Source organism: Clostridium sp. AF29-8BH (genome assembly GCF_003478145.1).
In the GTDB taxonomy this organism is placed as follows: Bacteria; Bacillota; Clostridia; order Lachnospirales; family Lachnospiraceae; genus Otoolea; species Otoolea fessa.
Genome location: NZ_QUEL01000012.1, coordinates 46,467 through 65,387 on the forward strand (window position 1 = coordinate 46,467; position 18,921 = coordinate 65,387).

At 49.8% G+C, this 18,921-nt stretch carries 23 protein-coding genes; 7 read left to right on the forward strand and 16 right to left on the reverse strand.

The features are described 5' to 3' along the window. Positions 1–7 precede the first annotated feature (7 nt). Positions 8–1,744, forward strand: coding sequence for a carbon starvation protein A (locus DWZ16_RS08885; RefSeq protein ID WP_117796188.1), 1,737 nt, complete (start codon positions 8–10; stop codon positions 1,742–1,744). A gap of 336 nt (positions 1,745–2,080) precedes the next feature. Then, positions 2,081–2,683: a bifunctional phosphoserine phosphatase/homoserine phosphotransferase ThrH gene (gene thrH / locus DWZ16_RS08890; RefSeq protein ID WP_118522639.1), complete on the forward strand. Its 603-nt coding sequence runs from the start codon at positions 2,081–2,083 to the stop codon at positions 2,681–2,683. Between the two features lie 105 nt (positions 2,684–2,788). Here thrH and DWZ16_RS08895 read toward each other — a convergent pair whose 3' ends face one another. From DWZ16_RS08895 to DWZ16_RS08915, 6 genes are all read right to left on the reverse strand, one after another. Beyond that, positions 2,789–3,799, reverse strand: a complete 1,011-nt coding sequence (locus tag DWZ16_RS08895; protein WP_333493378.1) for an NrtA/SsuA/CpmA family ABC transporter substrate-binding protein — start codon at positions 3,797–3,799, stop codon at positions 2,789–2,791. 13 nt (positions 3,800–3,812) lie between these two features. Next, positions 3,813–4,526 carry an ABC transporter ATP-binding protein gene (locus DWZ16_RS08900; protein WP_107000528.1) on the reverse strand — a complete coding sequence of 238 codons (714 nt, stop codon included), beginning with the start codon at positions 4,524–4,526 and terminating at the stop codon, positions 3,813–3,815. Beyond that, complete coding sequence (locus tag DWZ16_RS08905; protein WP_243021977.1) at positions 4,513–5,328, reverse strand: ABC transporter permease; 816 nt, start codon at positions 5,326–5,328, stop codon at positions 4,513–4,515. Before DWZ16_RS08905 ends, DWZ16_RS08900 begins: the two co-directional genes overlap by 14 nt. A gap of 46 nt (positions 5,329–5,374) precedes the next feature. Beyond that, on the reverse strand, positions 5,375–5,659 hold the full coding sequence (locus tag DWZ16_RS16165; RefSeq protein ID WP_243021978.1) for a hypothetical protein: 285 nt from the start codon (positions 5,657–5,659) through the stop codon (positions 5,375–5,377). A 62-nt stretch (positions 5,660–5,721) separates the two neighbouring features. Further along, positions 5,722–6,018, reverse strand: a complete 297-nt coding sequence (locus DWZ16_RS16170; RefSeq protein WP_243021979.1) for a hypothetical protein — start codon at positions 6,016–6,018, stop codon at positions 5,722–5,724. Positions 6,019–6,463: 445 nt separating this feature from the next. Further along, the gene (locus tag DWZ16_RS08915) at positions 6,464–7,861 is read right to left on the reverse strand and encodes a sodium-dependent transporter (RefSeq protein ID WP_118293483.1); all 1,398 of its coding nucleotides are present in this window, start codon (positions 7,859–7,861) and stop codon (positions 6,464–6,466) included. Positions 7,862–8,173: 312 nt separating this feature from the next. On the opposite strand from DWZ16_RS08915, the gene DWZ16_RS08920 reads away from it, so the two are divergent. Genes DWZ16_RS08920 through DWZ16_RS16800 form a run of 4 tightly spaced genes read left to right on the forward strand, consistent with a single transcriptional unit; the run spans position 8,174 to position 9,519 of the window. Further along, positions 8,174–8,449, forward strand: a complete 276-nt coding sequence (locus DWZ16_RS08920) for a hypothetical protein (RefSeq protein ID WP_118522640.1) — start codon at positions 8,174–8,176, stop codon at positions 8,447–8,449. Between the two features lie 22 nt (positions 8,450–8,471). Beyond that, positions 8,472–8,783 (forward strand): hypothetical protein, encoded by a 312-nt coding sequence (locus DWZ16_RS16790; RefSeq protein ID WP_347474979.1) that lies wholly within the window; start codon positions 8,472–8,474, stop codon positions 8,781–8,783. Further along, positions 8,780–8,968: a hypothetical protein gene (locus tag DWZ16_RS16795; protein WP_412693791.1), complete on the forward strand. Its 189-nt coding sequence runs from the start codon at positions 8,780–8,782 to the stop codon at positions 8,966–8,968. Before DWZ16_RS16790 ends, DWZ16_RS16795 begins: the two co-directional genes overlap by 4 nt. Beyond that, positions 8,965–9,519 (forward strand): hypothetical protein, encoded by a 555-nt coding sequence (locus DWZ16_RS16800; RefSeq protein ID WP_412694315.1) that lies wholly within the window; start codon positions 8,965–8,967, stop codon positions 9,517–9,519. The genes DWZ16_RS16795 and DWZ16_RS16800 overlap by 4 nt, the downstream gene beginning before the upstream one ends. 234 nt (positions 9,520–9,753) lie before the next feature. Here the strand turns inward: DWZ16_RS16800 and yqeB are convergent, their stop codons facing one another. From yqeB to DWZ16_RS08960, 7 genes are all read right to left on the reverse strand, one after another. Further along, complete coding sequence (yqeB, locus tag DWZ16_RS08930; protein ID WP_118522641.1) at positions 9,754–10,569, reverse strand: selenium-dependent molybdenum cofactor biosynthesis protein YqeB; 816 nt, start codon at positions 10,567–10,569, stop codon at positions 9,754–9,756. Between the two features lie 114 nt (positions 10,570–10,683). Then, positions 10,684–10,914, reverse strand: coding sequence for a DUF3343 domain-containing protein (locus DWZ16_RS08935; RefSeq protein ID WP_118522642.1), 231 nt, complete (start codon positions 10,912–10,914; stop codon positions 10,684–10,686). 16 nt (positions 10,915–10,930) lie between these two features. Further along, positions 10,931–12,070, reverse strand: coding sequence for an aminotransferase class V-fold PLP-dependent enzyme (locus DWZ16_RS08940; protein WP_118472185.1), 1,140 nt, complete (start codon positions 12,068–12,070; stop codon positions 10,931–10,933). Continuing rightward, on the reverse strand, positions 12,067–12,684 hold the full coding sequence (gene yedF / locus DWZ16_RS08945; RefSeq protein WP_022359082.1) for a sulfurtransferase-like selenium metabolism protein YedF: 618 nt from the start codon (positions 12,682–12,684) through the stop codon (positions 12,067–12,069). The genes DWZ16_RS08940 and yedF overlap by 4 nt, the downstream gene beginning before the upstream one ends. 12 nt (positions 12,685–12,696) lie before the next feature. Beyond that, positions 12,697–13,731 (reverse strand): selenide, water dikinase SelD, encoded by a 1,035-nt coding sequence (gene selD / locus DWZ16_RS08950; protein WP_117796198.1) that lies wholly within the window; start codon positions 13,729–13,731, stop codon positions 12,697–12,699. Between the two features lie 5 nt (positions 13,732–13,736). Beyond that, positions 13,737–14,573, reverse strand: a complete 837-nt coding sequence (yqeC, locus tag DWZ16_RS08955) for a selenium cofactor biosynthesis protein YqeC (protein WP_243021980.1) — start codon at positions 14,571–14,573, stop codon at positions 13,737–13,739. After that, entirely contained in the window at positions 14,552–14,902 is a 351-nt protein-coding gene (locus DWZ16_RS08960) for an arsenate reductase family protein (RefSeq protein WP_118522643.1), read from the reverse strand. Before DWZ16_RS08960 ends, yqeC begins: the two co-directional genes overlap by 22 nt. A 418-nt stretch (positions 14,903–15,320) precedes the next feature. On the opposite strand from DWZ16_RS08960, the gene DWZ16_RS08965 reads away from it, so the two are divergent. Further along, positions 15,321–16,262 carry an ion transporter gene (locus DWZ16_RS08965; RefSeq protein WP_022359086.1) on the forward strand — a complete coding sequence of 314 codons (942 nt, stop codon included), beginning with the start codon at positions 15,321–15,323 and terminating at the stop codon, positions 16,260–16,262. Between the two features lie 231 nt (positions 16,263–16,493). Here the strand turns inward: DWZ16_RS08965 and DWZ16_RS16805 are convergent, their stop codons facing one another. The 3 genes from DWZ16_RS16805 to ytpR form a co-directional block, all read right to left on the reverse strand. Then, positions 16,494–17,135, reverse strand: a complete 642-nt coding sequence (locus tag DWZ16_RS16805) for a hypothetical protein (protein ID WP_412694317.1) — start codon at positions 17,133–17,135, stop codon at positions 16,494–16,496. Then, entirely contained in the window at positions 17,099–18,169 is a 1,071-nt protein-coding gene (locus DWZ16_RS16180; RefSeq protein ID WP_412694316.1) for a phenylalanine--tRNA ligase subunit beta, read from the reverse strand. The genes DWZ16_RS16805 and DWZ16_RS16180 overlap by 37 nt, the downstream gene beginning before the upstream one ends. A gap of 80 nt (positions 18,170–18,249) precedes the next feature. Continuing rightward, a complete protein-coding gene (gene ytpR / locus DWZ16_RS16185; protein ID WP_243021981.1) occupies positions 18,250–18,912 on the reverse strand; it encodes a YtpR family tRNA-binding protein in 663 nt (220 codons plus the stop codon). Positions 18,913–18,921: the final 9 nt, after the last annotated feature.

Below are 18,921 nucleotides of genomic sequence, written 5' to 3' on the forward strand. Positions count from 1 at the left end.
TATCTTTATGAACACATTAGTTATCGTAGTTATCGCAGCCTGTTGTCTGGCGGCTGGTTATCTGCTCTACGGCAGATGGCTCGCCCATAAATGGGGCATTGATCCAAACGCCAAAACACCGGCCGTCACAAAAGAAGATGGTCAGGACTATGTTCCGACCGATGGCTGGGTTGTATTTGCCCACCAGTTTTCATCCATCGCCGGTGCCGGTCCTGTCACCGGTGCTATTCAGGCGGCTGTCTTTGGATGGGTTCCGGTCTTTCTCTGGATCATCCTCGGCGGCATCTTTTTCGGCGCTGTTACCGATTTTGGTGCCCTGTACGCCAGCGTTAAAAATGAAGGCAAATCGATGGGACTTCTGATTGAACAGTACATTGGCAAAACCGGTAAAAAGCTGTTTCTTCTGTTCTGCTGGCTCTTTACTTTAATTGTAACCGCCGCTTTTGCCGACATGGTTGCTGGTACATTCAATGCATATGAGACGGTAGACGGCGTGACCAGCTTATCCGCTGCCGCAACTGTCAACGGCGCAGCCGGAAGCATTTCCCTTCTGTTCATTGCCTTTGCCGTTGTATTTGGACTGATTCAGAAAAAGGCTCAGTTCCATGGCTGGAAACAGACCTTGCTCGGACTTGTCTGCACGGTAGCTGCTTTCGTCATCGGCATGAACTGCCCGCTCATTACCACCAAGGCGAACTGGTCCTACATGGTATTCGCTTACATTTTCCTCGCAGCCGTTCTTCCGATGTGGCTTTTGATGGAACCGCGTGACCTGATGACAACCTTTATGTTTGCCGGTATGATTATCGGTGCCGTCGTTGGACTGCTTGTCGCACATCCGGCAATGAACCTGGCGCCTTACACTGGTTTCCACAATGAGAAATCCGGTGACCTGTTCCCGATTTTGTTTGTAACCGTTGCCTGCGGCGCCGTATCCGGTTTCCACAGCCTGGTTTCCTCGGGTACTTCCTCCAAGGCAATCACCAATGAAAAGGATATGCCGAAAGTTGGCTTCGGCGCTATGCTTCTGGAAAGTTTACTGGCTGTCCTGGCTCTGTGCGTTGCCGGTGCTGCCGCTTCCGCTGATGGCACGCCTGCAACCGGTACTCCGTTTGCTATCTTCTCCTCCGGTGTTGCCGGATTCCTGGAGATGTTCGGAATCCCAGTTTACGCTGCCCAGTGCTTTATGACGATGTGCGTCTCCGCACTTGCCCTGACAAGCCTGGATTCCGTTGCACGTATCGGACGTATGTCCTTCCAGGAGCTGTTCAGTGTCGATGACATGGAACACGCCGAAGGATGGAGAAAACTTCTCTGCAACAAATATTTTGCAACTGTTATCACCTTGGTATGCGGCTATATTTTAACCCAGATTGGCTACTCCAACATCTGGCCGCTGTTTGGCAGCGCCAACCAGCTGTTAAGCGCTCTGGTTCTCATCACCCTGTGCGTCTTCTTACGCGTCACCGGCCGCGAAAACCGCACGCTGCTGGTTCCGCTGGTTGTTATGCTGTGCGTTACCTTCACCGCACTCGTTGAGCGCTGCATCGCACTGGTAAAGGCTTACAATGCCGGAACCGCTGTCTTTATGGTAGAAGGACTGCAGCTTATCATCGCGGTTCTGCTGATGGTTCTGGGTGTCATTATTGTGGTTCATTCCGGTAAAGTACTGTTTTCGAAATCGACTGCTTCGAAGACAGAAAACGATAAAAGATCTGAAATGAATAAACCGGCGCATTGCTAATGATTTCATCAAAATCAAATTATAACCCGACTATAGGTGCCAAAAAGGGAGTCTCTCGCTCACGAAAAGAGACTCCCTTTTTTGGTATTTTTTAATTCTATTGATAACCACTCTGCTGCTATATGATGCCAACTCTTCACTTCTGAATCTTTCTCACCGCGAATAATTGGCACTTTTGTTACTGTTCACGCATACGTGCCCAGTAACGCACTTTTTTCTATTCTTTCATCTTTTCTCAAATTTCTCTGGTATTTCCCCTGCATTTCGTCTATAATAGGAAGCAAATTTTTCAACCGAGCACAGCGCTGACAGGCGTTGTATCAGACAGGAGGAAACATGGATATTGTATGTTTAGATCTAGAAGGTGTATTAGTACCGGAAATCTGGATCGCATTTGCTGAAGAAACCGGAATCCCGGAGTTAAAACGCACCACCCGCGATGAGCCGGATTATAACAAACTGATGAATTACCGTTTAAACATCCTGCGCGAGCACGGACTGGGACTCAAGGAAATTCAGGAAACGATCTCTAAAATTGATCCGCTTCCGGGCGCAAGGGAGTTTTTAGACAAATTAAAAGAAATCACTCAGGTAATCATCATCAGCGATACCTTCTCCCAGTTTGCCGGACCTCTGATGAAGAAACTTGGCTATCCGACCATCTTCTGCAACTCTCTGGTTGTCAGCGAAAATGGTGAGATTACCGATTTTAAGATGCGCTGTGAGAAATCCAAATATACAACCGTCAAAGCACTCCAGTCCTGCGGCTTCGAGACGATCGCCAGCGGCGACAGCCACAACGACCTCACCATGATTGAGGCAAGCAAGGCGGGCTTCCTCTTCCGCACGACGGAGGAGATCAAGGCAGAATATCCGCAGATTCCGGCTTATGAGACGTATGATGAGCTGTTAGAAGCGATTAAAAAGGTATTAGCGTAAACATTCCGTATTTTCATAATTGCATATGCAATCGTAAAAGCAGCCCCCGGAATCCACACTCCGGGAGCTGCTTTTCAATCGTTTATCCTCTCAAATGTTCACTGATTATTTTTCAATAAATAACTGTTTTACATCAAATGCCTCGTCGATCATGCCGGATTCATACATGAAATCAGCGGTCTTCTGGAAGCCTTCTTTGTCATCATCTGTGATCTCGGTAGAGAAATCATAGAGATCGTACATGCTTCTGACTGCATCGGTGTCCAGATCCAGCTCATCGGCTACGATCTGCATCGTCTCATCCGATTTTTCTTCCATGAAATCAGCAATCTCGGTCTGTGCTTCTTCCAGCTTCTCGATGATCTCCGGGTGCTCGTCATAGAATTTCTGTGTCACTGCCACTGCAATGATCGCCTTAATCAGGCCTTCGCCGTCGGCTACCAGGTGGTAACCCTGCTGCCCTGCATTGTAAGCAGTTGCGCCAGCAACCAGAGCCACGTCTACACTGCCGCCGTCCAGACCTGCTTTTGCATCCGGGATCGACATATTGACATAGTTAACGTCGTCGATCGTCATGCCAGCCGTTGCCAGATAGGAAACGAGAAGCTCATGCAGGTTGGTTCCGGTCGGTCCTGCGATTGTCTTTCCTCTCAGACTTTCCGGCGTCGTCAGGGACTCATCCTTAGAATACATACAGAATGCCTTCGGAGAACGGCTGTACATATTTAATACCTTGATATCCGCTCCATTTGCTGCAGACAGAATCACCGAAGTACCGCCAACCGCATACAAAACCTGCACATCGCCGGAAGCCAGCGCCTGTGTCTGATCTGCCCCGGAGGTCAGCTCCGCATAATCAACCTCAATCCCCATATCGCCAAATGTTTTTTCAAAAATACCCTGATTTTTCTCGATGATCGTCGGCACATTGAGCGGAGAAGTTACATACGTAAAGGTCAGCTTATCCAGATCAGATTCTTTCGCTGTCTCCTCCTCTGCGCTGGTTTCTGCCTCTGCCTGCGTGCTCTCAGCCGCATCTTTTGTACCGGAGCAGCCTGCCAGGGAAGCTGCGGTAAGGCAGAGTGCCATTCCCATTGCCATCCATCGTTTCATCATAATCGTTCCTCCTCTAAATAAAATGTAAATTATTTATAATATCCCTTTTCAGGGTTATCATCTCATCCTCCAAAAGATTCCTCTCTTCCTGCGGCGCCTTGACCTCATAGAGCGCCTTGACCATGCCCTTTTCAATGACCGCAATCTGGCTTCCCAGAATCAGTGCCTCATCGATGCTGTGCGTCACAAACAGAATGCTTGCACTGCGCTCCTGCTGGACGCGCAGAAGCTCTTTCTGCATCTGTTCCCTTGTAAAATAGTCAAGTGCGGCAAACGGCTCATCCATCATGATAAAGGTCGGCTCATACGCCAGCGCCCGCGCGATCGCCGCCCGCTGCTGCATTCCGCCGGAGAGCTGTGCCGGATATGCTTTTTCAAATCCAGATAATCCGACCGTGCGGATAACCGCCTCTATTTTCCCCGGATCTGTCTCCTTTTTTGAAAGCCCGAACACCACATTTTCCCAGACGGTCAACCACGGCATGAGGCGCGGTTCCTGAAAGACAAATGCCGTCTTGTGGGCGCTCTCCCAGCGGATCTCTCCGCTGTCCGCCGTCTCCAGTCCTCCGGTCAGCCGCAGAAGCGTCGTTTTCCCGCATCCGCTCTGCCCCAAAATCACAGTGATTCTCCCCGCCGGAAGCGACAGGTTGATCCCGTTTAAAACGGGAATCTCCCGGTTATCCACCAGGTATGTTTTATGAATATCAATCAGTTCAATTCCAGCCATTTTCCCCGGATCCTTTCAGCACAAATCCTATCATCCATCCAAACAGGCGGTCCGTCACATATCCGACTGCCCCGATCGCCAGAATCCCCACGATCACCTTGTCGGTCCGCGACATCTGCTGCGCAAATAAAATCATATGTCCAAGCCCGGTGGACGCCGCCACCATCTCCGCACCGATAATGGCGCGCCAGCTATAGCCAAGCCCGATCCGCATTCCGACCAGAATATCTGCCATCGCATAGGGCAGAATGATGCGGAAAAATTTGCGGCGCTTCGAGTAGCCAAACATATCGCCCACTTCCAGAAGTTTCGAATCGCACCCGGTAAATCCCTTCACGATATTTAAGTACATCGGGAAAAAGGACGCCAGCACAATAATCACCGTCTTCGTCGTCTCTCCGATTCCGCACCAGAGAATCAGCAGCGGAATCATGCTGAGCGGCGGGACATTGCGGAAAAACTGCACAATATACTCATAGTAAACGCTGCTGCCCGGAAACAGCGCCCTGAACATTCCCAGCACAAAGGCACACAGGAACGCAATCGCAAATCCCTTCATGACACGCAGGAAACTGATTGAAATATCCCCCCACAGTTCCCCGATTTTCACCATTTTTAAAAAGCTCGTCCACACCCGCGCCGGGGACGGCAGCACATACGCACTGACCATCTCCATGCGGCAGACCAAACACCAGATCAGAAATACCGCTCCGATTCCCAGCGCCGGACCGAAGTATTTCTGCCAATTATCCTTGAATTTCTTCGTTTCTTTCATTCTTCCCATTCTTTTGCCGCAATTCATGCATTTTCCGCTTCCTCAAGCGTTTTCCATGAACCGCAGATTTCTCTCACTCTGTCTGCACGCCATCCCCGTGATGGCATCCATCCTTACAATACAAAAGTTCCAGCAGATCCGCCTGCTTCCAGCTTCCGCTCTCCACATATGCCCGGATTTTCTCCGGACTGCTGACACTCTCTACCTTCGCCGCCTGTCCATCTTTCCGGCAGATTCCCGCAAAATACCCCGGCGGAATCGGGCTGTCTTCGATCGCCCGGACGCGCACCTCACCGCCTGCCAGACGATTCCATGCGATAAACCGCGTATTCTCAAGTCCCAGCGAATTTCCAAGCACCGCAAGACTCTGGCATGGCGTCGTGATGATCTTCTCCCCATCCGCCAGATCCGGACGCGTGCTTAATTCCCGCGCACAGTGAAGTAAAATCGGCTCGATCGGGCAACTTTCAGGTTTTCAATTCCAGATTCGTTTTCCGACTCCTTCTGTATCTCTTCAAGCAGCCGAACCGCCTCCGGACAGCGCGCATCCGCAAGCGTCACGCCCGCCCGCAGACTAGCTTCATATCTTTCCCGGACGATCCGTCCCCAATCGCCCCGGCACTCGACCCGCGTCAGACCATGCCGTTCTAAAAAACGCTTCAGCGAATCTTCCTCACACATCCCGGCAGAAACCGGATTTATCCACAAATACTGCATTGTTTCTCCACTCTATCCAATCAGGCTGCCTAGCTTTCACACCTATGCACCTAATTTACTGCGTTTTCACGTTCCCTGCAAGTTAGTTTTTTCTAACTAGCTTATCATAGCAAAAAATCGATATATTGTCCAGTTTTGATTGTAAACTTTTACATTTTTATAAGTTGACACTAGCCGGTAAAAATGATAAAATCGGTTTTAATAGTTCCTATTTTCCTACATCTTTAATAGGTTTTATTCCGAACAGATTCCTGTTTTTATTGAATCCTATAAAAAAAGCAGGCGGACAGGGCATCAAGGATACAATTCAGGCGATCGAAAATGCCGGATATACCTATGAGATCGAGTCGGATGACCGTGAAGAATAATGGGACGCATTTTTCTATAAAAAAGGTTTTAACCAATTCTCGCACTTTCCGTGAAAATCGGCTAAAACCATTTTTCATTACAGCATATTAATAAACCCCGTCGATACCAGGAAAAGAACCAGCATGACAGCCGGCACAATATACCGGATTAAGAAGCTGTACATACCTGCTCTTGAAAAATGTTCCCCATTTTTCTCGACTTCTTCCACGATCCACTTCGGTCCGACCACCCATCCGATCAGGATGCTGGTTAAGAAGGAAATGATCGGCATAAGGAAGCTGTTGCTGATATAATCCATCACATCAAGCAGCTGTCCGGTGGAACCGTTCGGCAGCTTCAACTCAAAATACAGAACATTGTAGCCCAGACAAATGAGAACTGCCGTGATCAGGGAATAGATTCCGACCATCACACACATCTGTTTTCTCGTCTTTCCAAACACTTCCATGCAGTTGGCAACCAGCGTTTCCATGACAGAAACGCAGGATGTCAGCGCCGCAAAGCCAAGCATCAGGAAAAATGCAAGTCCCACGATATGACCGGCGCCGCCCATCGCCTGAAATACCTTTGGAAGCGAAATAAAGGTCAGACTCGGACCGGACGCCATGCCATCGCGTCCTAAAAATACAAAGACCGCCGGAATAATCATCATACCGGACAGAAGCGCCACACCTGTATCAAAAAATTCAATCTGATTGGTCGCCTTGTTCAAATCGATCTCATCTTTGACATAAGAACCATATGTTACCATAATTCCCATCGACACACTCAGTGAGAAAAAGAGCTGGCTCATCGCATCCAGCAGTACTTCCAGAAATCCTCTTACCGTCAGTCCCGTAAAATCCGGGCGCACGTAGACGAGGAATCCCTGTATTCCCGTCCGGACCGTCCCATCCGCGTCCGTGTAGGAAAGCGTCAATGAAAAAATCGCGATTCCGATGACTAACAGGATCAGTCCCGGCATGATAAAACAGGAAAATTTCTCAATTCCCTTCTCTACACCTCTGTATACAACCCAGATTGTGAGCGCCAGAAAGATTCCCGTGAAAATCAGCGGCGCATTCTTTTCCGTGATAAACGATGTAAAATATCCGTCCTCCGCCACATCCCTTCCGGATGTCGTCAAATACTCAAAGAAATATTTCGTGATCCATCCGCCGATGACCGAATAATACGTCATAATTAACATCGGAACCAGAAACGTCAGGTATCCGACAAACTTCCACTTCGGATGCAGCGTTCCAAACGCCTGCAGCGCATTCTCCTTCGTTCTTCTGCCGATCGCCACATCCGTCGTCAGAAGTACAAATCCAAATGTCGCCACCAGCACCAGATACACCAGCAGGAACAGTCCGCCTCCGTCTTTCGCACATAAATACGGAAAACGCCAGATATTTCCTACACCGACGGCACTTCCGGCTGCTGCCAGCACAAACCCCAGCGAACCGCTGAAGCTGTTTTTCTTTTTTGCCATTTACTTATAACCCCCGTGATTGTAACTTTTATGTCCGTCTCCCGAGGACATAGACAGCTTCTATTCTACCTGTTTTTATTAGAATTACAAGTATCTGCCGGCAATTTTCTCCTCAAATTTCTCCCCCTCCCGCTTTTCTTCCCAGCCGCCCCATCGTTACTGTTCACGCATCATGCCCAGTAACGGAATTTGCCGTGGCTTCGCATTTAATTTATTTTCCCCCCTTCATCTCTACTTGCCTGCCTTATCATCTTCTGCTAAAATTAAAAAGACAAAAACAGGAATTTTCCCATGGAATGAGGCATATACACAATGAACAGCAATCAAACATTCCCGCGTCTTTGCCGGGTTTTAGAAATATACGAAGCCGATTTTGGCTGTGAAGAACGCCCGGACGGACAAGAAACGATGGTCTGTGTCCGTCTGCTGGACACAACTGAAAATGCAAACCTCTCAGAGCATCCAGAATACACGATACGCACCGCGGATCAGGCACTCTATGATGCCGGAATCAATGAGGGCGATCGCGTCTGGTTTGACCCGGAATCCGGCAGATTGAGAAAGCGGCTGAATCACACTAAAATATAAAGAGTTACAAAGGAATATCAAAATGGAACCATTTTACTATAATCACATGAACAAGAACCAGCAAGCCGCCTACCGCGCCATGCAGCAGGGACTTACCAATCTCTCCGACGAATTTCAGATTCCGCGCCTGGAGGGAAAGGATTTAAGCAATGTATTTTTTGAACTGCGGCTCGATCACCCGGAGATTTTCTGGGCTTCCGGCTTTAAATATAAGTATTACCCAGATTCCCCGAACCTGATCCTGATACCGGAATACCTCTTTGACAAGGGCAAGATCCGCGAACATCAGAAAGCGATGGCGCCCGCGTCGAAAAACTTGCCCGCCCGGCAATGAAGCTGACTGAACTGGAAAAAGAACGCTATATCCACGATTTTATCTGCGAACACGTTCACTATGACAAATTAAAAAAGCCCTACTCCCATGAGATCATCGGACCTCTGGGACAGGGCGTCGGCGTCTGCGAGGCATCGCCAAATCGGTCAAAATTCTTTGTGATACGCTCGGCATCTGGTGCATGATCGCGCTCTGCGGCAATAACCCTGAAAAGGGCATCAAATACCGCCATACCTGGAACATCGTCAAGATCGGGAAAACGTACTACCATCTGGACGCTACCTTCGACAACAGTCTCGGCAAATGTCTCCAGACCGGCGAGGAAATCCGCTACGATTACTTCAATCTCGACGACAAGGCGATCTTCCGCGACCACGAACCGCTCATCGCCCCGGCGCCTGCCTGCACGGACAGCGATCATTTCTACTACAAAGAAAAGAAGCTTTCCTTTACCAAACAGGAGGACGTTTACAAGCGCTCCTTACAGGCGGCCAAAAAAGGAAAAACACTGACGTTTCACTGGCGCGGCGGCTATCTGACAAAGGAAGTTCTGCGTGAACTGCTCGACCTAATCGAAAAAGCCGGAAAAGAACGGCAGAAAACAGCTCTCATTAAGCTTAACTGGCCGCAGGCAGTTCTGCGCGTCCGCTACACCGATGAGGCCATCCAGCCGATTGTCACCATGGAGGAAGCAAATGAAGGGGAAGAAACCCCGGAAGGCACAGCGTCTTTATAGTTCGCTGTGCTTTTCCGCGGAGCATTTTTGTGTCATAGGACGAAGTTTCCTATGACATGAAGATTCTAACAATCATAGAGATCATCTTCCAAAACCAGATCCTGATGTTTATCAAAGCTGCCTGCCAAAGGAGCTTATCCAGAAAATTTTACGCTGTTTTTTTGCTATACGTCAATGATTAGGATGAAATTTCTTAGAATTTTTCTCAAAGGAACTATTGCTATAGTCTCTCTTTTACTTCCATAACTGGGCACACACCAACTCCAGTACACTTCCCGCGATACATCTCGCCTTGTCCGAGATCAGAAAACAGTTGGAAAGTTCCTCTTTTCTCGGATCGACATCTGCTACCTTGAAATGTTCCGTCACCCGATAACCATCCCGCAAAAGACCTCGCAGAATGCCTGTGATCTGTGTCTGAACCAGAAGTTTCGTTCCGTCCTCCTGCCAAATCTCCGCGATCGTGTCCCCGGCTTCGACGATATCACCGATCACACGCATATTTTTGAAAATACCCGCTGCCTGCGCGTGAATCACCCGCTCTGCACCGTATCCAGCGATCACGCCCGGAATCCCTGTATTCGGGATCGCCGCACCCTCGCGGATAATTCGCCCCAGCCGGTGACCGCGCTTTGTCTCCACCACAACATCCACATCCTCACCTGCCGTAAAGCCCGGACCAAGTGCAATCGTGAGCGGTGCCATATCCCGACGGGTTCCAAGATTTCGCTTTGCCAGAATCGCATCGATCACAACAGCCGGTTTCAGCGCTCCAATCGACACGCCTTTCGGATCAATCAAAATCGGCACGCTATTTTCCTGCCAGACCGCTTCTGCCTCCTCATATCGTTCAATCCGGACAGCACGAAGCCCCTCAACCTCCGTTGTTTTCGTATAAACCGCCTCGCACAACGCCACCTGCCGCCGGATCGCCGCCGGATTTTCAATCTCCAGCACCAGCACCCGAAGCCCTGCCGCCCAGAGTCGATGAATCGTCCCAGTTGCCAGGTCACCGCCGCCGCGCACAATAATTAAATCATCTCGTTTCATGAGGATGCCTTCTCCTATCTCACTTTTGTTACTATTATTTCCATTACCTGTTTATGCAGCTTCTTCTTCAAATAATTCCTTTGATTGTGTTTTCTGCTTTTAGAGTAATTCTTTTTACTGCCACACACACGACACCTTATCATAAACAGAAGTGTCTACCCGTCCGCTCCACTGCTCCCACTCTTCCGGACGCATCCGCCACGCAAGACCACAGCCGGCAGAAATCTCCCTCGGAAGTGGAATTAAACGTCCCGGAATGCCCGTTTCCATACATCGTTTTTCCCATTCCATCGCCGCCACAGTTGTCTGAAAGGACAGTACGATAAATGGATGTTTTTCTCTCATACTACCAATTTCTCCCCTACGCTTCCTCTGCCAGTGCCCGAACTGCTTCTGCTGCCCTCTCAATCTCCTCTTCCGTATTAAAATGCGAAAAACTGAACCGCACCACTCCCTGACCGACCGTTCCAAGCGCCCGGTGCATGAGCGGCGCACAGTGTGCCCCCGCGCGGACGCAGATGCCGTATTCCTCCCAGAGTGCATCCGCCACACGTGCCGAATCTTCCCCGGCAAGGTTGAGAGAAACGATCGGCGCATGACATTTTGCCGCCGGATCTCCATACACAATGATGCCCGGAATTTCCTTCACCTGTTCGTAAAAACGGCGTGTTAAATCCCGCTCCCGTTTCTGCAATTTCTCGATCCCCTGATCCATCCGGTAACGGATGCCTGCTGCCAGCCCCGCCAGACCATGGACATTGAGCGTCCCGGCTTCGAGTGCCGTTGGCATTTCCTTCGGATGGTGTTCATCATAACTGTGAATGCCGCTGCCGCCAACCAGAAGTGGTTCCACCGAAAGTCCCGGCTTCACATACAGCCCGCCGGTTCCCTGTGGTCCCAGAAGCGCCTTATGCCCGGTAAAACAGAGCACGTCGATTCCGAGCTTCTGCACGGAAAACAGTTCTTCCCCTGCAGTCTGCGACGCATCCACAATCAGAAGCAGTCCATTCCGTTTAACAAACGAAGAAATATAGGAAAGATCCGTCACATTTCCTGTCACGTTGGAGGCGCCGGTAATTACCACCGCACGCGTCTCTGGGCGCAGAAATGCTTCCAACTCTTCATATTTTAGATTTCCACGCGCATCCACACCCACAAAACTAAGCATCGAACCCTGATCACGCAGACGATAAAGAGGACGCAGCACCGAATTATGCTCACAGACCGTCGTGATCACGTGATCGCCCGGACGAATCAGCCCGGAAATGGCTATGTTCAGCGCCTCCGTTGCGTTTGCCGTAAAGGCAATCCGCGACGCATCTTCCGCATCAAACAATTCTGCTGCTGCCGCACGTGCCCCGTACACCAGTCTTGAAGCATGTAAGGTTGCCTCATGCGCGCCGCGCCCCGGATTTCCTGCGGTGCGAAGCGCCTCAAGGACTGCCTGTTCCACCTGCAGCGGCTTTTGAAGCGAAGTCGCCGCATTGTCCATATAAATCATGGTTTTACCACATTTCCAGCGCCCAGCATTTTTTCAGCGATGACATACATGTTGGTTACACCGCCGACTGCCAGCTTCTCGGTCAGACCATAGAAATTCAGGCAGGTGCCGCAGGTCAGGATCTCCACACCTTCTGCCTCCAGTGTCTTCAGATCCTCCAGCATCGGAGATCCTTCACAGGTCAGACTGGCTCCGCCGTTATAGAAAAGAATGGTTTTCGGCAAGTTGTCCTGCTGGGTCAGGGCAAATGTAAATGCTTTCAAAAGCGTCTTTCCAAGTTCCTCACTGCCCTCGCCCATCTTATCATTGGCAATCACAACCACGGTATCGGTACGGCTGTCCGGAATACAGGCTTCGCATCCGGCTCCTGCCTGTGCTTTTTCCTCTTCTGTCTGCTCACCCACCGTAAAGATAACCTGATATTCCTGATCCGCCAGCTTCTTTGCACTGCTCTGATAGCCCTTCTGCTCCGCCATTTTCGTCAGATTCTGAACTGCAATCTCATTATCCACCAGCACTTCCACCTGTCCGGCACCCGAAAGTTCCTCTATCGCGTGTTTTGCCTTTACGACCGGAATCGGGCATGCGTCTCCTCTTGCATCTACTTTCTTCATTTCTGTTTCCTCCTATCCTCGTACAAAAATTTCAACCTCTCCCGGTTCCGTGATCGTTCCCACGATCCGCGCCGGAAGCCCGGCGTTCTGCAGCTCCTGTTCCAGTTTCTCCGCCTCATCCGGGGCAGCTGCCATCAGAAGTCCGCCGGAGGTCTGCGGGTCAAACAAGACCTCTTCCATTGAAAACGGTACATTTTCAAACTGCACCGCCGCCCCGACATGGTTGCGGTTTCTCTGTCCTGCCGCCGTGTATAAAAACGCATCTGCCGACTCACGTGCGCCCGGAAGCACCGGGATATGCTTCACATCAATCTCGCACGACAGCCCGCGCCCCATCATTTCATGCAGATGTCCCAGAAAACCGAACCCAGTCACATCTGTGCACGCATGAACCGTGTACTTCCGGCTGATTTCCGCCGCTGTTTTATTGAGCGTCGTCATCGACTGTACCGCCCCGTCCATCTGCTCTTTTGTCACTTCTCCGACGCGGTTTGCCGAACAAATCAGCCCAACACCCAATGCCTTTGTCAAAATCAGGCGGTCGCCCGGCTGTCCGGCATCATTGGCGTACAGCTTTTTCGGATTTACCAGTCCCGTCACGGACAAACCGTATTTCACGCCCGTGTCCGCAATCGAGTGACCGCCCGCGAGAATGCCGCCTGCTTCTGCCACCTTCTCCGCGCCGCCCTGTAAAATCTGTCCCAGAACATTCAAATCCATTGATTCCGGAAAACACACCAGATTCAGCGCCGTCTTGACCTCACCGCCCATCGCGTACACGTCGCTCAGCGCATTTGCCGCTGCAACCTGTCCAAAAATATACGGATCGTCCACCATCGGCGGGAAGAAATCAACCGTCTGCACCAGCGCCAGATCCTCTGTGACCTGATACACTGCCGCATCGTCCCGGCTGTCATATCCGACTAAAAGATTCGGATCCTTCTCGCCGCGCGGTAGTTTTTCCAAAATGCGGCTTAAAACACCGGCTCCCAGCTTTGCCGTACAGCCGCCGCCCGTACAAAATACGATATCCTTTTTCTCACTCATCTCTCTCACTCCTGATTTCGTTCTGATCCTGAAAAGGAAGTTAAAATTCCCTGAATTCCGTAGCTATGTTTCAGGATATCCAGTACCTTTCTGCCATCCTCCCGGCGCTCTGACGTGTCCGCCTGGTTCAGAACCACAAAAAACAAACGCCCCGATATATCTTTTCTGGCACCGTTTTCGCTACCAAGAAGCCACGCCAGAAGTTCTGGGGTCAAAGGCGTATCTTTCGAAATGGGCACTTCTTTGAGCAGTCTTTTTCCTTCTTTGGGATAAGCTGCGTCCCCATACTCGCACACATCCCTGTTCCACGCCTCAATCGCCAGCTCCGCCCGGAAGCACACCTCCCCCAGCGGACGATACAGGGCACTCAGCCCCGCGACCGCCAGCACGATATCGCTCTGCGGCAGTATCACCGGCTCATGCGCCGCCGGAAATTTACACGGAAGACATTTCGCGCCATCCGCCTCCAGAAATGTGATATCTGCATCCGAAATCCACTCGCTTCGAATCGATTCTGGCAGAATTGTCAATTTTTCGTGTGGGGCTGGGGTTCCGGCTACGACGTAGGTTCCCTGCTGCCAGAGACGATCGCGCTCTTTTCCGGCATTCTCCCACGCGGTATTTTCTTCCTCATTTACCGCAATCCACGGCACATTTACCGGCTTCCGAATATGCGTCGTCGTCGCCGTCAGCACCCGCCATCCCTTCGCCGTGCAGTACGCCGACAGCGCATACAGAAGCGTCGTCTTTCCGCCTCCGCCAATCAGCGAAACCACGTGTCCTTTTTCGCGTAAGAAAGGAAACTTCTGCTCCCAGTCCATCACCGCAGCTTTTCTTCCCATTCCTTTTCCCGAAATCCCGTTAAAACAGTATCTCCATCCACAATGACAGGGCGTTTTACCAACATCCCATTGGTGGCAAGCAACTTCAACTGTTCGTCCTCGCTCATCTGCGGCAGCTTATCCTTTAACTGCATTTCCTTATATAGCATCCCGCTCGTATTGAAAAATTTCTTGATCGGCAGCCCGCTTCTCGCCTGCCACTTCTTCAATTCCTCATACGTCGGATTTTCCTCCACGATATGGCGCTCTATATATGAAATTTCCTGTGCATCCAGCCATTTTTTCGCTTTCTGGCAGGTACTGCATTTTGGATAATAAATAAACAGCATCTTATTCCTCCTTTGTGAGCATGCTTGCTATTACACGGCACCTTCTATATTTAAATGCGACCGTTCTAAACAAAGCATTTTACCTTTTTAAATTACCTACAGAAATTATACCCAGACACCAGAAAGATTGCAAGGGATGCCTGAAAATGATACAATAATAGTATCTGCAACTATATTCAAGTCGAACGTCCGTGAGACTTGGTGCGTGATTCTGGTCAGCGAAGCTGACATATTCCTATCAGAATCACTGCGCATCCTCGCGGAGCGTTTATCTCAGTCGGAGACAAGGCTTCCACTGAGACAAATTTGCTATTACTCACCTCCTGAAGAGGTAGGAATCTTCTCGACTGAGATACCCCCCTCTTTTATACCAACAGGGAAACACATTCACCCAAAAATTATTATAAAAATATCCACTATGAAAGAAAAAATATTTAACATCATCCAGATCGGCGACAAGAGCAACCGTATCAGCCGTGCATTCGATATTTTCATCACCTTCACGATCATCTGCAATATCATTGTCACGTTTCTGGAAACATTCGATCAATTAACATCCTTCGGTGGTCTGTTTACCATGCTGGAACATGCCAGTGTCCTGATTTTCTGTATTGAATACGCGCTGCGCATCTGGACTGCCGACTATCTCTATCCAGAAAAAACGCCGGGACGCGCCCGGTTCTGCTTTCTCATTTCCTTTGATGGAGTGGTGGATCTGCTGACGATCATCCCGGTCTTTTTTCTGTCGGGCTTCATCATTTTCCGTATGCTGCGCGTAGCGCGGATTTTCCATCTGTTCCGGCTCAATGCGAAATACGACTCGTTCAACATCATTACCACCGTACTCTATGAAAAACGGAACCAGATCATTTCCTCTGTGTTCATCGTCATGGTGCTGATGCTGGCGAGCAGCATGTGCATGTATAGTGTCGAGCACAACGCTCAGCCGGACATTTTCCGCAATGCATTCAGCGGCATCTGGTGGAGTATGTCCACGCTGCTGACCGTCGGTTACGGCGATATTTACCCGGTCACAACGCTTGGGCGCGTGATGGCGATCTGCATCGCCTACCTCGGAGTCGGTGCCGTCGCGATCCCAACCGGTATCATCAGCGCCGGTTTCGTCGAACAGTACCAGCGCAAGAGCAGCCTGTCCAGCATGAAGGACGCGGATATTCAGGAAATTGCCGAGGTTTTCGTCGATAAACGGTATGCCGGAAAAACCATTGAAGAGATGGAAGAAGAGCAGAATATCAAGATATTTTTGGTGCTGCGCGATGATCTGTCGGTGCTTCCGCAGAAAAATATGGTTTTGAAATTAAATGATATTGTGATTATACGAATAGAAAATGAAGCGTAATCAAACTTATCATCAAACATTTTTTTATGAACGTGAAAAAGAATGTGCCTTGGCACATTCTCGCGCCGAGCGCGGTCGCTTGCGACATGTTTCTGCTTCGCGCGAGTGCGCATCATTGGCACGTTAGTGCCTTTTTGTGTAATAGGGAATTCCAAGGAATTTCCTATTACACAAAAAGACTGCCGTCCAAAGTTTCTCTCTCTGGACAGCAGCCTTTTCTTTCCTTCAAAATCAGCTTCTCAGCTCAATTCCATACGTCTTATTCAGCTGTTTCAGCACTTTCTTGACATATCCGTCAACGGTATCTGCCTTGAACGCCTCTTCCTTCGGAGTGAAGAGAACGGTAAATGCCATCGATTTCTTATCGGCTGCGATCTGTCTGCCCTCGTATACGTCGAACAGGCTAACATCCTTGACGTAAGCACAAGCCTCGCGGATACAGCCCTCAACCTGTCCGCAGGTGATGTCTTTGTCCATAACCAGCGCCAGATCACGTTTTTCCTCCGGGAATTTTGGAAGCGGCTCAAATACTTTGGCTTTTCCATACCATTTCTCCAGCGCTTTCATGCTGATCTCCAACACATACGCATCTTCGCGCATTGCCTCTTCCTTCATGATCTCATATTTTACCTTACCGAGGTAACCAATCTCCTCGCCCTCGCAGAAGATCGCTGCGGTCTGATACGGATGCAGGAACGGTTTCTCTGCTTTTTCATAGTTAAAAGTAATATTTAAAACATCGGCAACTGCCTCTGCCATTCCCTTTAAGGTAAAGAAGGACTCTTCCTTACCAAATGCACCGATGCACAGCGTCTCTCGCTCTTCCGGATATTCCGTCAGAGGCAGGGACTTCGGAATAAATGCATTTCCAATCTCGAGATACGTCCCTCGAAGATGCCTCTCTTCTGGTTGCGTCCCATCGCATGAATCATCTGCGGTGCCAGTGTTGTTCTCATCAGGGACAGATCCTCGTTGATCGGATTCATGATGCGGATCGCCCTGCGCTCTGGCGCGTCCTCTGCAAATCCCATTTCATCCAGATCCGACGGGGAGAAGAAGGAATAGTGGATTCCCTCAAATGCGCCAACACTGCACAGCGTTCTCTTTACTTTCAGAATTGTTCTCTGACGCAGGTTGCTTCCACCGATCGTCACCTTAGCACTCGGCATGAAGGTCGATGTGATGTGATCGTAGCCGTACATACGGATCACTTCCTCGGCAACATCCGGATAATCTTCCATATCCTCGCGGTATGCCGGGAAATGCATGGTCAGTTCGTCGCCGTTGATCTCCGGCTGGAAGTTTAAGCCAGTCAGGATGCGTAAAATATCCTCGTTCGGAACGGTAATACCCAGAACAGCGTTTACCTTCTTAACACTTGTCTTGAAGGTAGTCGGCTCTAAGGAGTTTCCGGTATTTACATTTTTATGGGTCTTGGAAATCTTACCAACTCCCAGCTCCTCAACCAGGTGCAGGACACGTTTCATCGCCATCTCGGTTGTGTACTCATCGACACCCTTAGAATATCGCTGGCTCGCGTCGGATCCCTGTCCTAATGCACGGGAGCTTCTGCGGATGTTGTCACGGGCAAATTTAGCTGCCTCAAACATCACTTCCGTCGTGGTATCACGGATCTCAGAATTTAAACCACCCATGATTCCGGCAAGTGCTACCGGCTTTTTGCCGTCGCAGATAACCAGATTGTTCGGATTTAAGGTAAATTCTTTCTCATCCAGCGTCACGATCTTCTCGCCCTCGGCCGCGCGTCTTACGTTGATCGCATTGCCCTCCAGATAATCGCAGTCAAACGCATGAAGCGGCTGACCTAACTCACGCATGATATAGTTTGTAATATCAACAATATTGGAAATGGAATTATTCCCTACCAAAGCCAGACGTCGTCTCATCCATGCCGGGGACTGACCCAGTTTTACGTCATATACATAGTGTGCAATGTAACGCGGGCAAAGATCCTGTGCCTCTACCGTTACGTTGAAGCCTTCTTTCTCAACTTCTGTCTCAGTGTAATCCAGTGCCGGCGTCTTGAGCGGCTCGCCCAGTGCGGCAGCAACCTCTCTTGCCAGACCGAAAATACTCTGGCAATCCGGACGGTTTGCGTGATAGAAACATCGAAGATCCAGTCATTTAAGCCGGTCAGCTCTTTGACATCCGAACCAATTTCCGCATCCTCCGGCAGAACCAGCAATCCGTTGTAACCAGCACCCGGATACAGATCCTCGTTTAAGCCAAGCTCGGTACCGGAACACAGCATACCCTGGGACTCATAACCTCTCAATTTACCCTTTTTAATGGTAGCCACGCCCTCGATCGTCACATGATCTTTTGCAGTTGCATATACTTTCGCGCCAATCATGGCAACTGGGAATTTTCCGCCAGCTTTTACATTGTCAGCGCCACAGCAGATCTGTAAGAGTTCCGGACCACCTACATTGACCTGGCACACATGAAGATGTGTTTCCGGAATCGGCTCACAGGAGTCAACATAACCAACGACGATGCCGCTGATATCCTTGCCAACCTGCCATTTTTCTTCTACCTCAAATCCACAGTCAAAAAGCTTCTTCTCCAGCTCATCTGCGGAAATATTAATATCTACATAATCTTTTAACCAGCTTAACGGTACAAGCATTTCTAATCC

What these genes read in the sequence shown, in the direction of transcription:
- thrH (WP_118522639.1), top strand. Translation starts at nt 2,081, where the DNA reads ATGGATATTGTATGTTTAGATCTAGAAGGTGTATTAGTACCGGAAATC.
- DWZ16_RS08940 (WP_118472185.1), bottom strand. Translation starts at nt 12,070, where the DNA reads ATGATTTATATGGACAATGCGGCGACTTCGCTTCAAAAGCCGCTGCAG.
- DWZ16_RS16790 (WP_347474979.1), top strand. Translation starts at nt 8,472, where the DNA reads ATGGAACCATTTTACTATAATCACATGAACAAGAACCAGCAAGCCGCC.
- DWZ16_RS16180 (WP_412694316.1), bottom strand. Translation starts at nt 18,169, where the DNA reads ATGAGACGACGTCTGGCTTTGGTAGGGAATAATTCCATTTCCAATATT.
- yedF (WP_022359082.1), bottom strand. Translation starts at nt 12,684, where the DNA reads ATGAAGAAAGTAGATGCAAGAGGAGACGCATGCCCGATTCCGGTCGTA.
- DWZ16_RS16795 (WP_412693791.1), top strand. Translation starts at nt 8,780, where the DNA reads ATGAAGCTGACTGAACTGGAAAAAGAACGCTATATCCACGATTTTATC.
- DWZ16_RS08960 (WP_118522643.1), bottom strand. Translation starts at nt 14,902, where the DNA reads ATGCTGTTTATTTATTATCCAAAATGCAGTACCTGCCAGAAAGCGAAA.
- DWZ16_RS16170 (WP_243021979.1), bottom strand. Translation starts at nt 6,018, where the DNA reads ATGCAGTATTTGTGGATAAATCCGGTTTCTGCCGGGATGTGTGAGGAA.
- DWZ16_RS08935 (WP_118522642.1), bottom strand. Translation starts at nt 10,914, where the DNA reads ATGAGAGAAAAACATCCATTTATCGTACTGTCCTTTCAGACAACTGTG.
- yqeC (WP_243021980.1), bottom strand. Translation starts at nt 14,573, where the DNA reads ATGGGAAGAAAAGCTGCGGTGATGGACTGGGAGCAGAAGTTTCCTTTC.
- yqeB (WP_118522641.1), bottom strand. Translation starts at nt 10,569, where the DNA reads ATGAAACGAGATGATTTAATTATTGTGCGCGGCGGCGGTGACCTGGCA.
- DWZ16_RS08905 (WP_243021977.1), bottom strand. Translation starts at nt 5,328, where the DNA reads ATGAATTGCGGCAAAAGAATGGGAAGAATGAAAGAAACGAAGAAATTC.
- DWZ16_RS08885 (WP_117796188.1), top strand. Translation starts at nt 8, where the DNA reads ATGAACACATTAGTTATCGTAGTTATCGCAGCCTGTTGTCTGGCGGCT.
- ytpR (WP_243021981.1), bottom strand. Translation starts at nt 18,912, where the DNA reads ATGCTTGTACCGTTAAGCTGGTTAAAAGATTATGTAGATATTAATATT.
- DWZ16_RS08900 (WP_107000528.1), bottom strand. Translation starts at nt 4,526, where the DNA reads ATGGCTGGAATTGAACTGATTGATATTCATAAAACATACCTGGTGGAT.
- DWZ16_RS08895 (WP_333493378.1), bottom strand. Translation starts at nt 3,799, where the DNA reads ATGATGAAACGATGGATGGCAATGGGAATGGCACTCTGCCTTACCGCA.
- DWZ16_RS08965 (WP_022359086.1), top strand. Translation starts at nt 15,321, where the DNA reads ATGAAAGAAAAAATATTTAACATCATCCAGATCGGCGACAAGAGCAAC.
- DWZ16_RS08920 (WP_118522640.1), top strand. Translation starts at nt 8,174, where the DNA reads ATGAACAGCAATCAAACATTCCCGCGTCTTTGCCGGGTTTTAGAAATA.
- DWZ16_RS08915 (WP_118293483.1), bottom strand. Translation starts at nt 7,861, where the DNA reads ATGGCAAAAAAGAAAAACAGCTTCAGCGGTTCGCTGGGGTTTGTGCTG.
- DWZ16_RS16800 (WP_412694315.1), top strand. Translation starts at nt 8,965, where the DNA reads ATGATCGCGCTCTGCGGCAATAACCCTGAAAAGGGCATCAAATACCGC.
- selD (WP_117796198.1), bottom strand. Translation starts at nt 13,731, where the DNA reads ATGAGTGAGAAAAAGGATATCGTATTTTGTACGGGCGGCGGCTGTACG.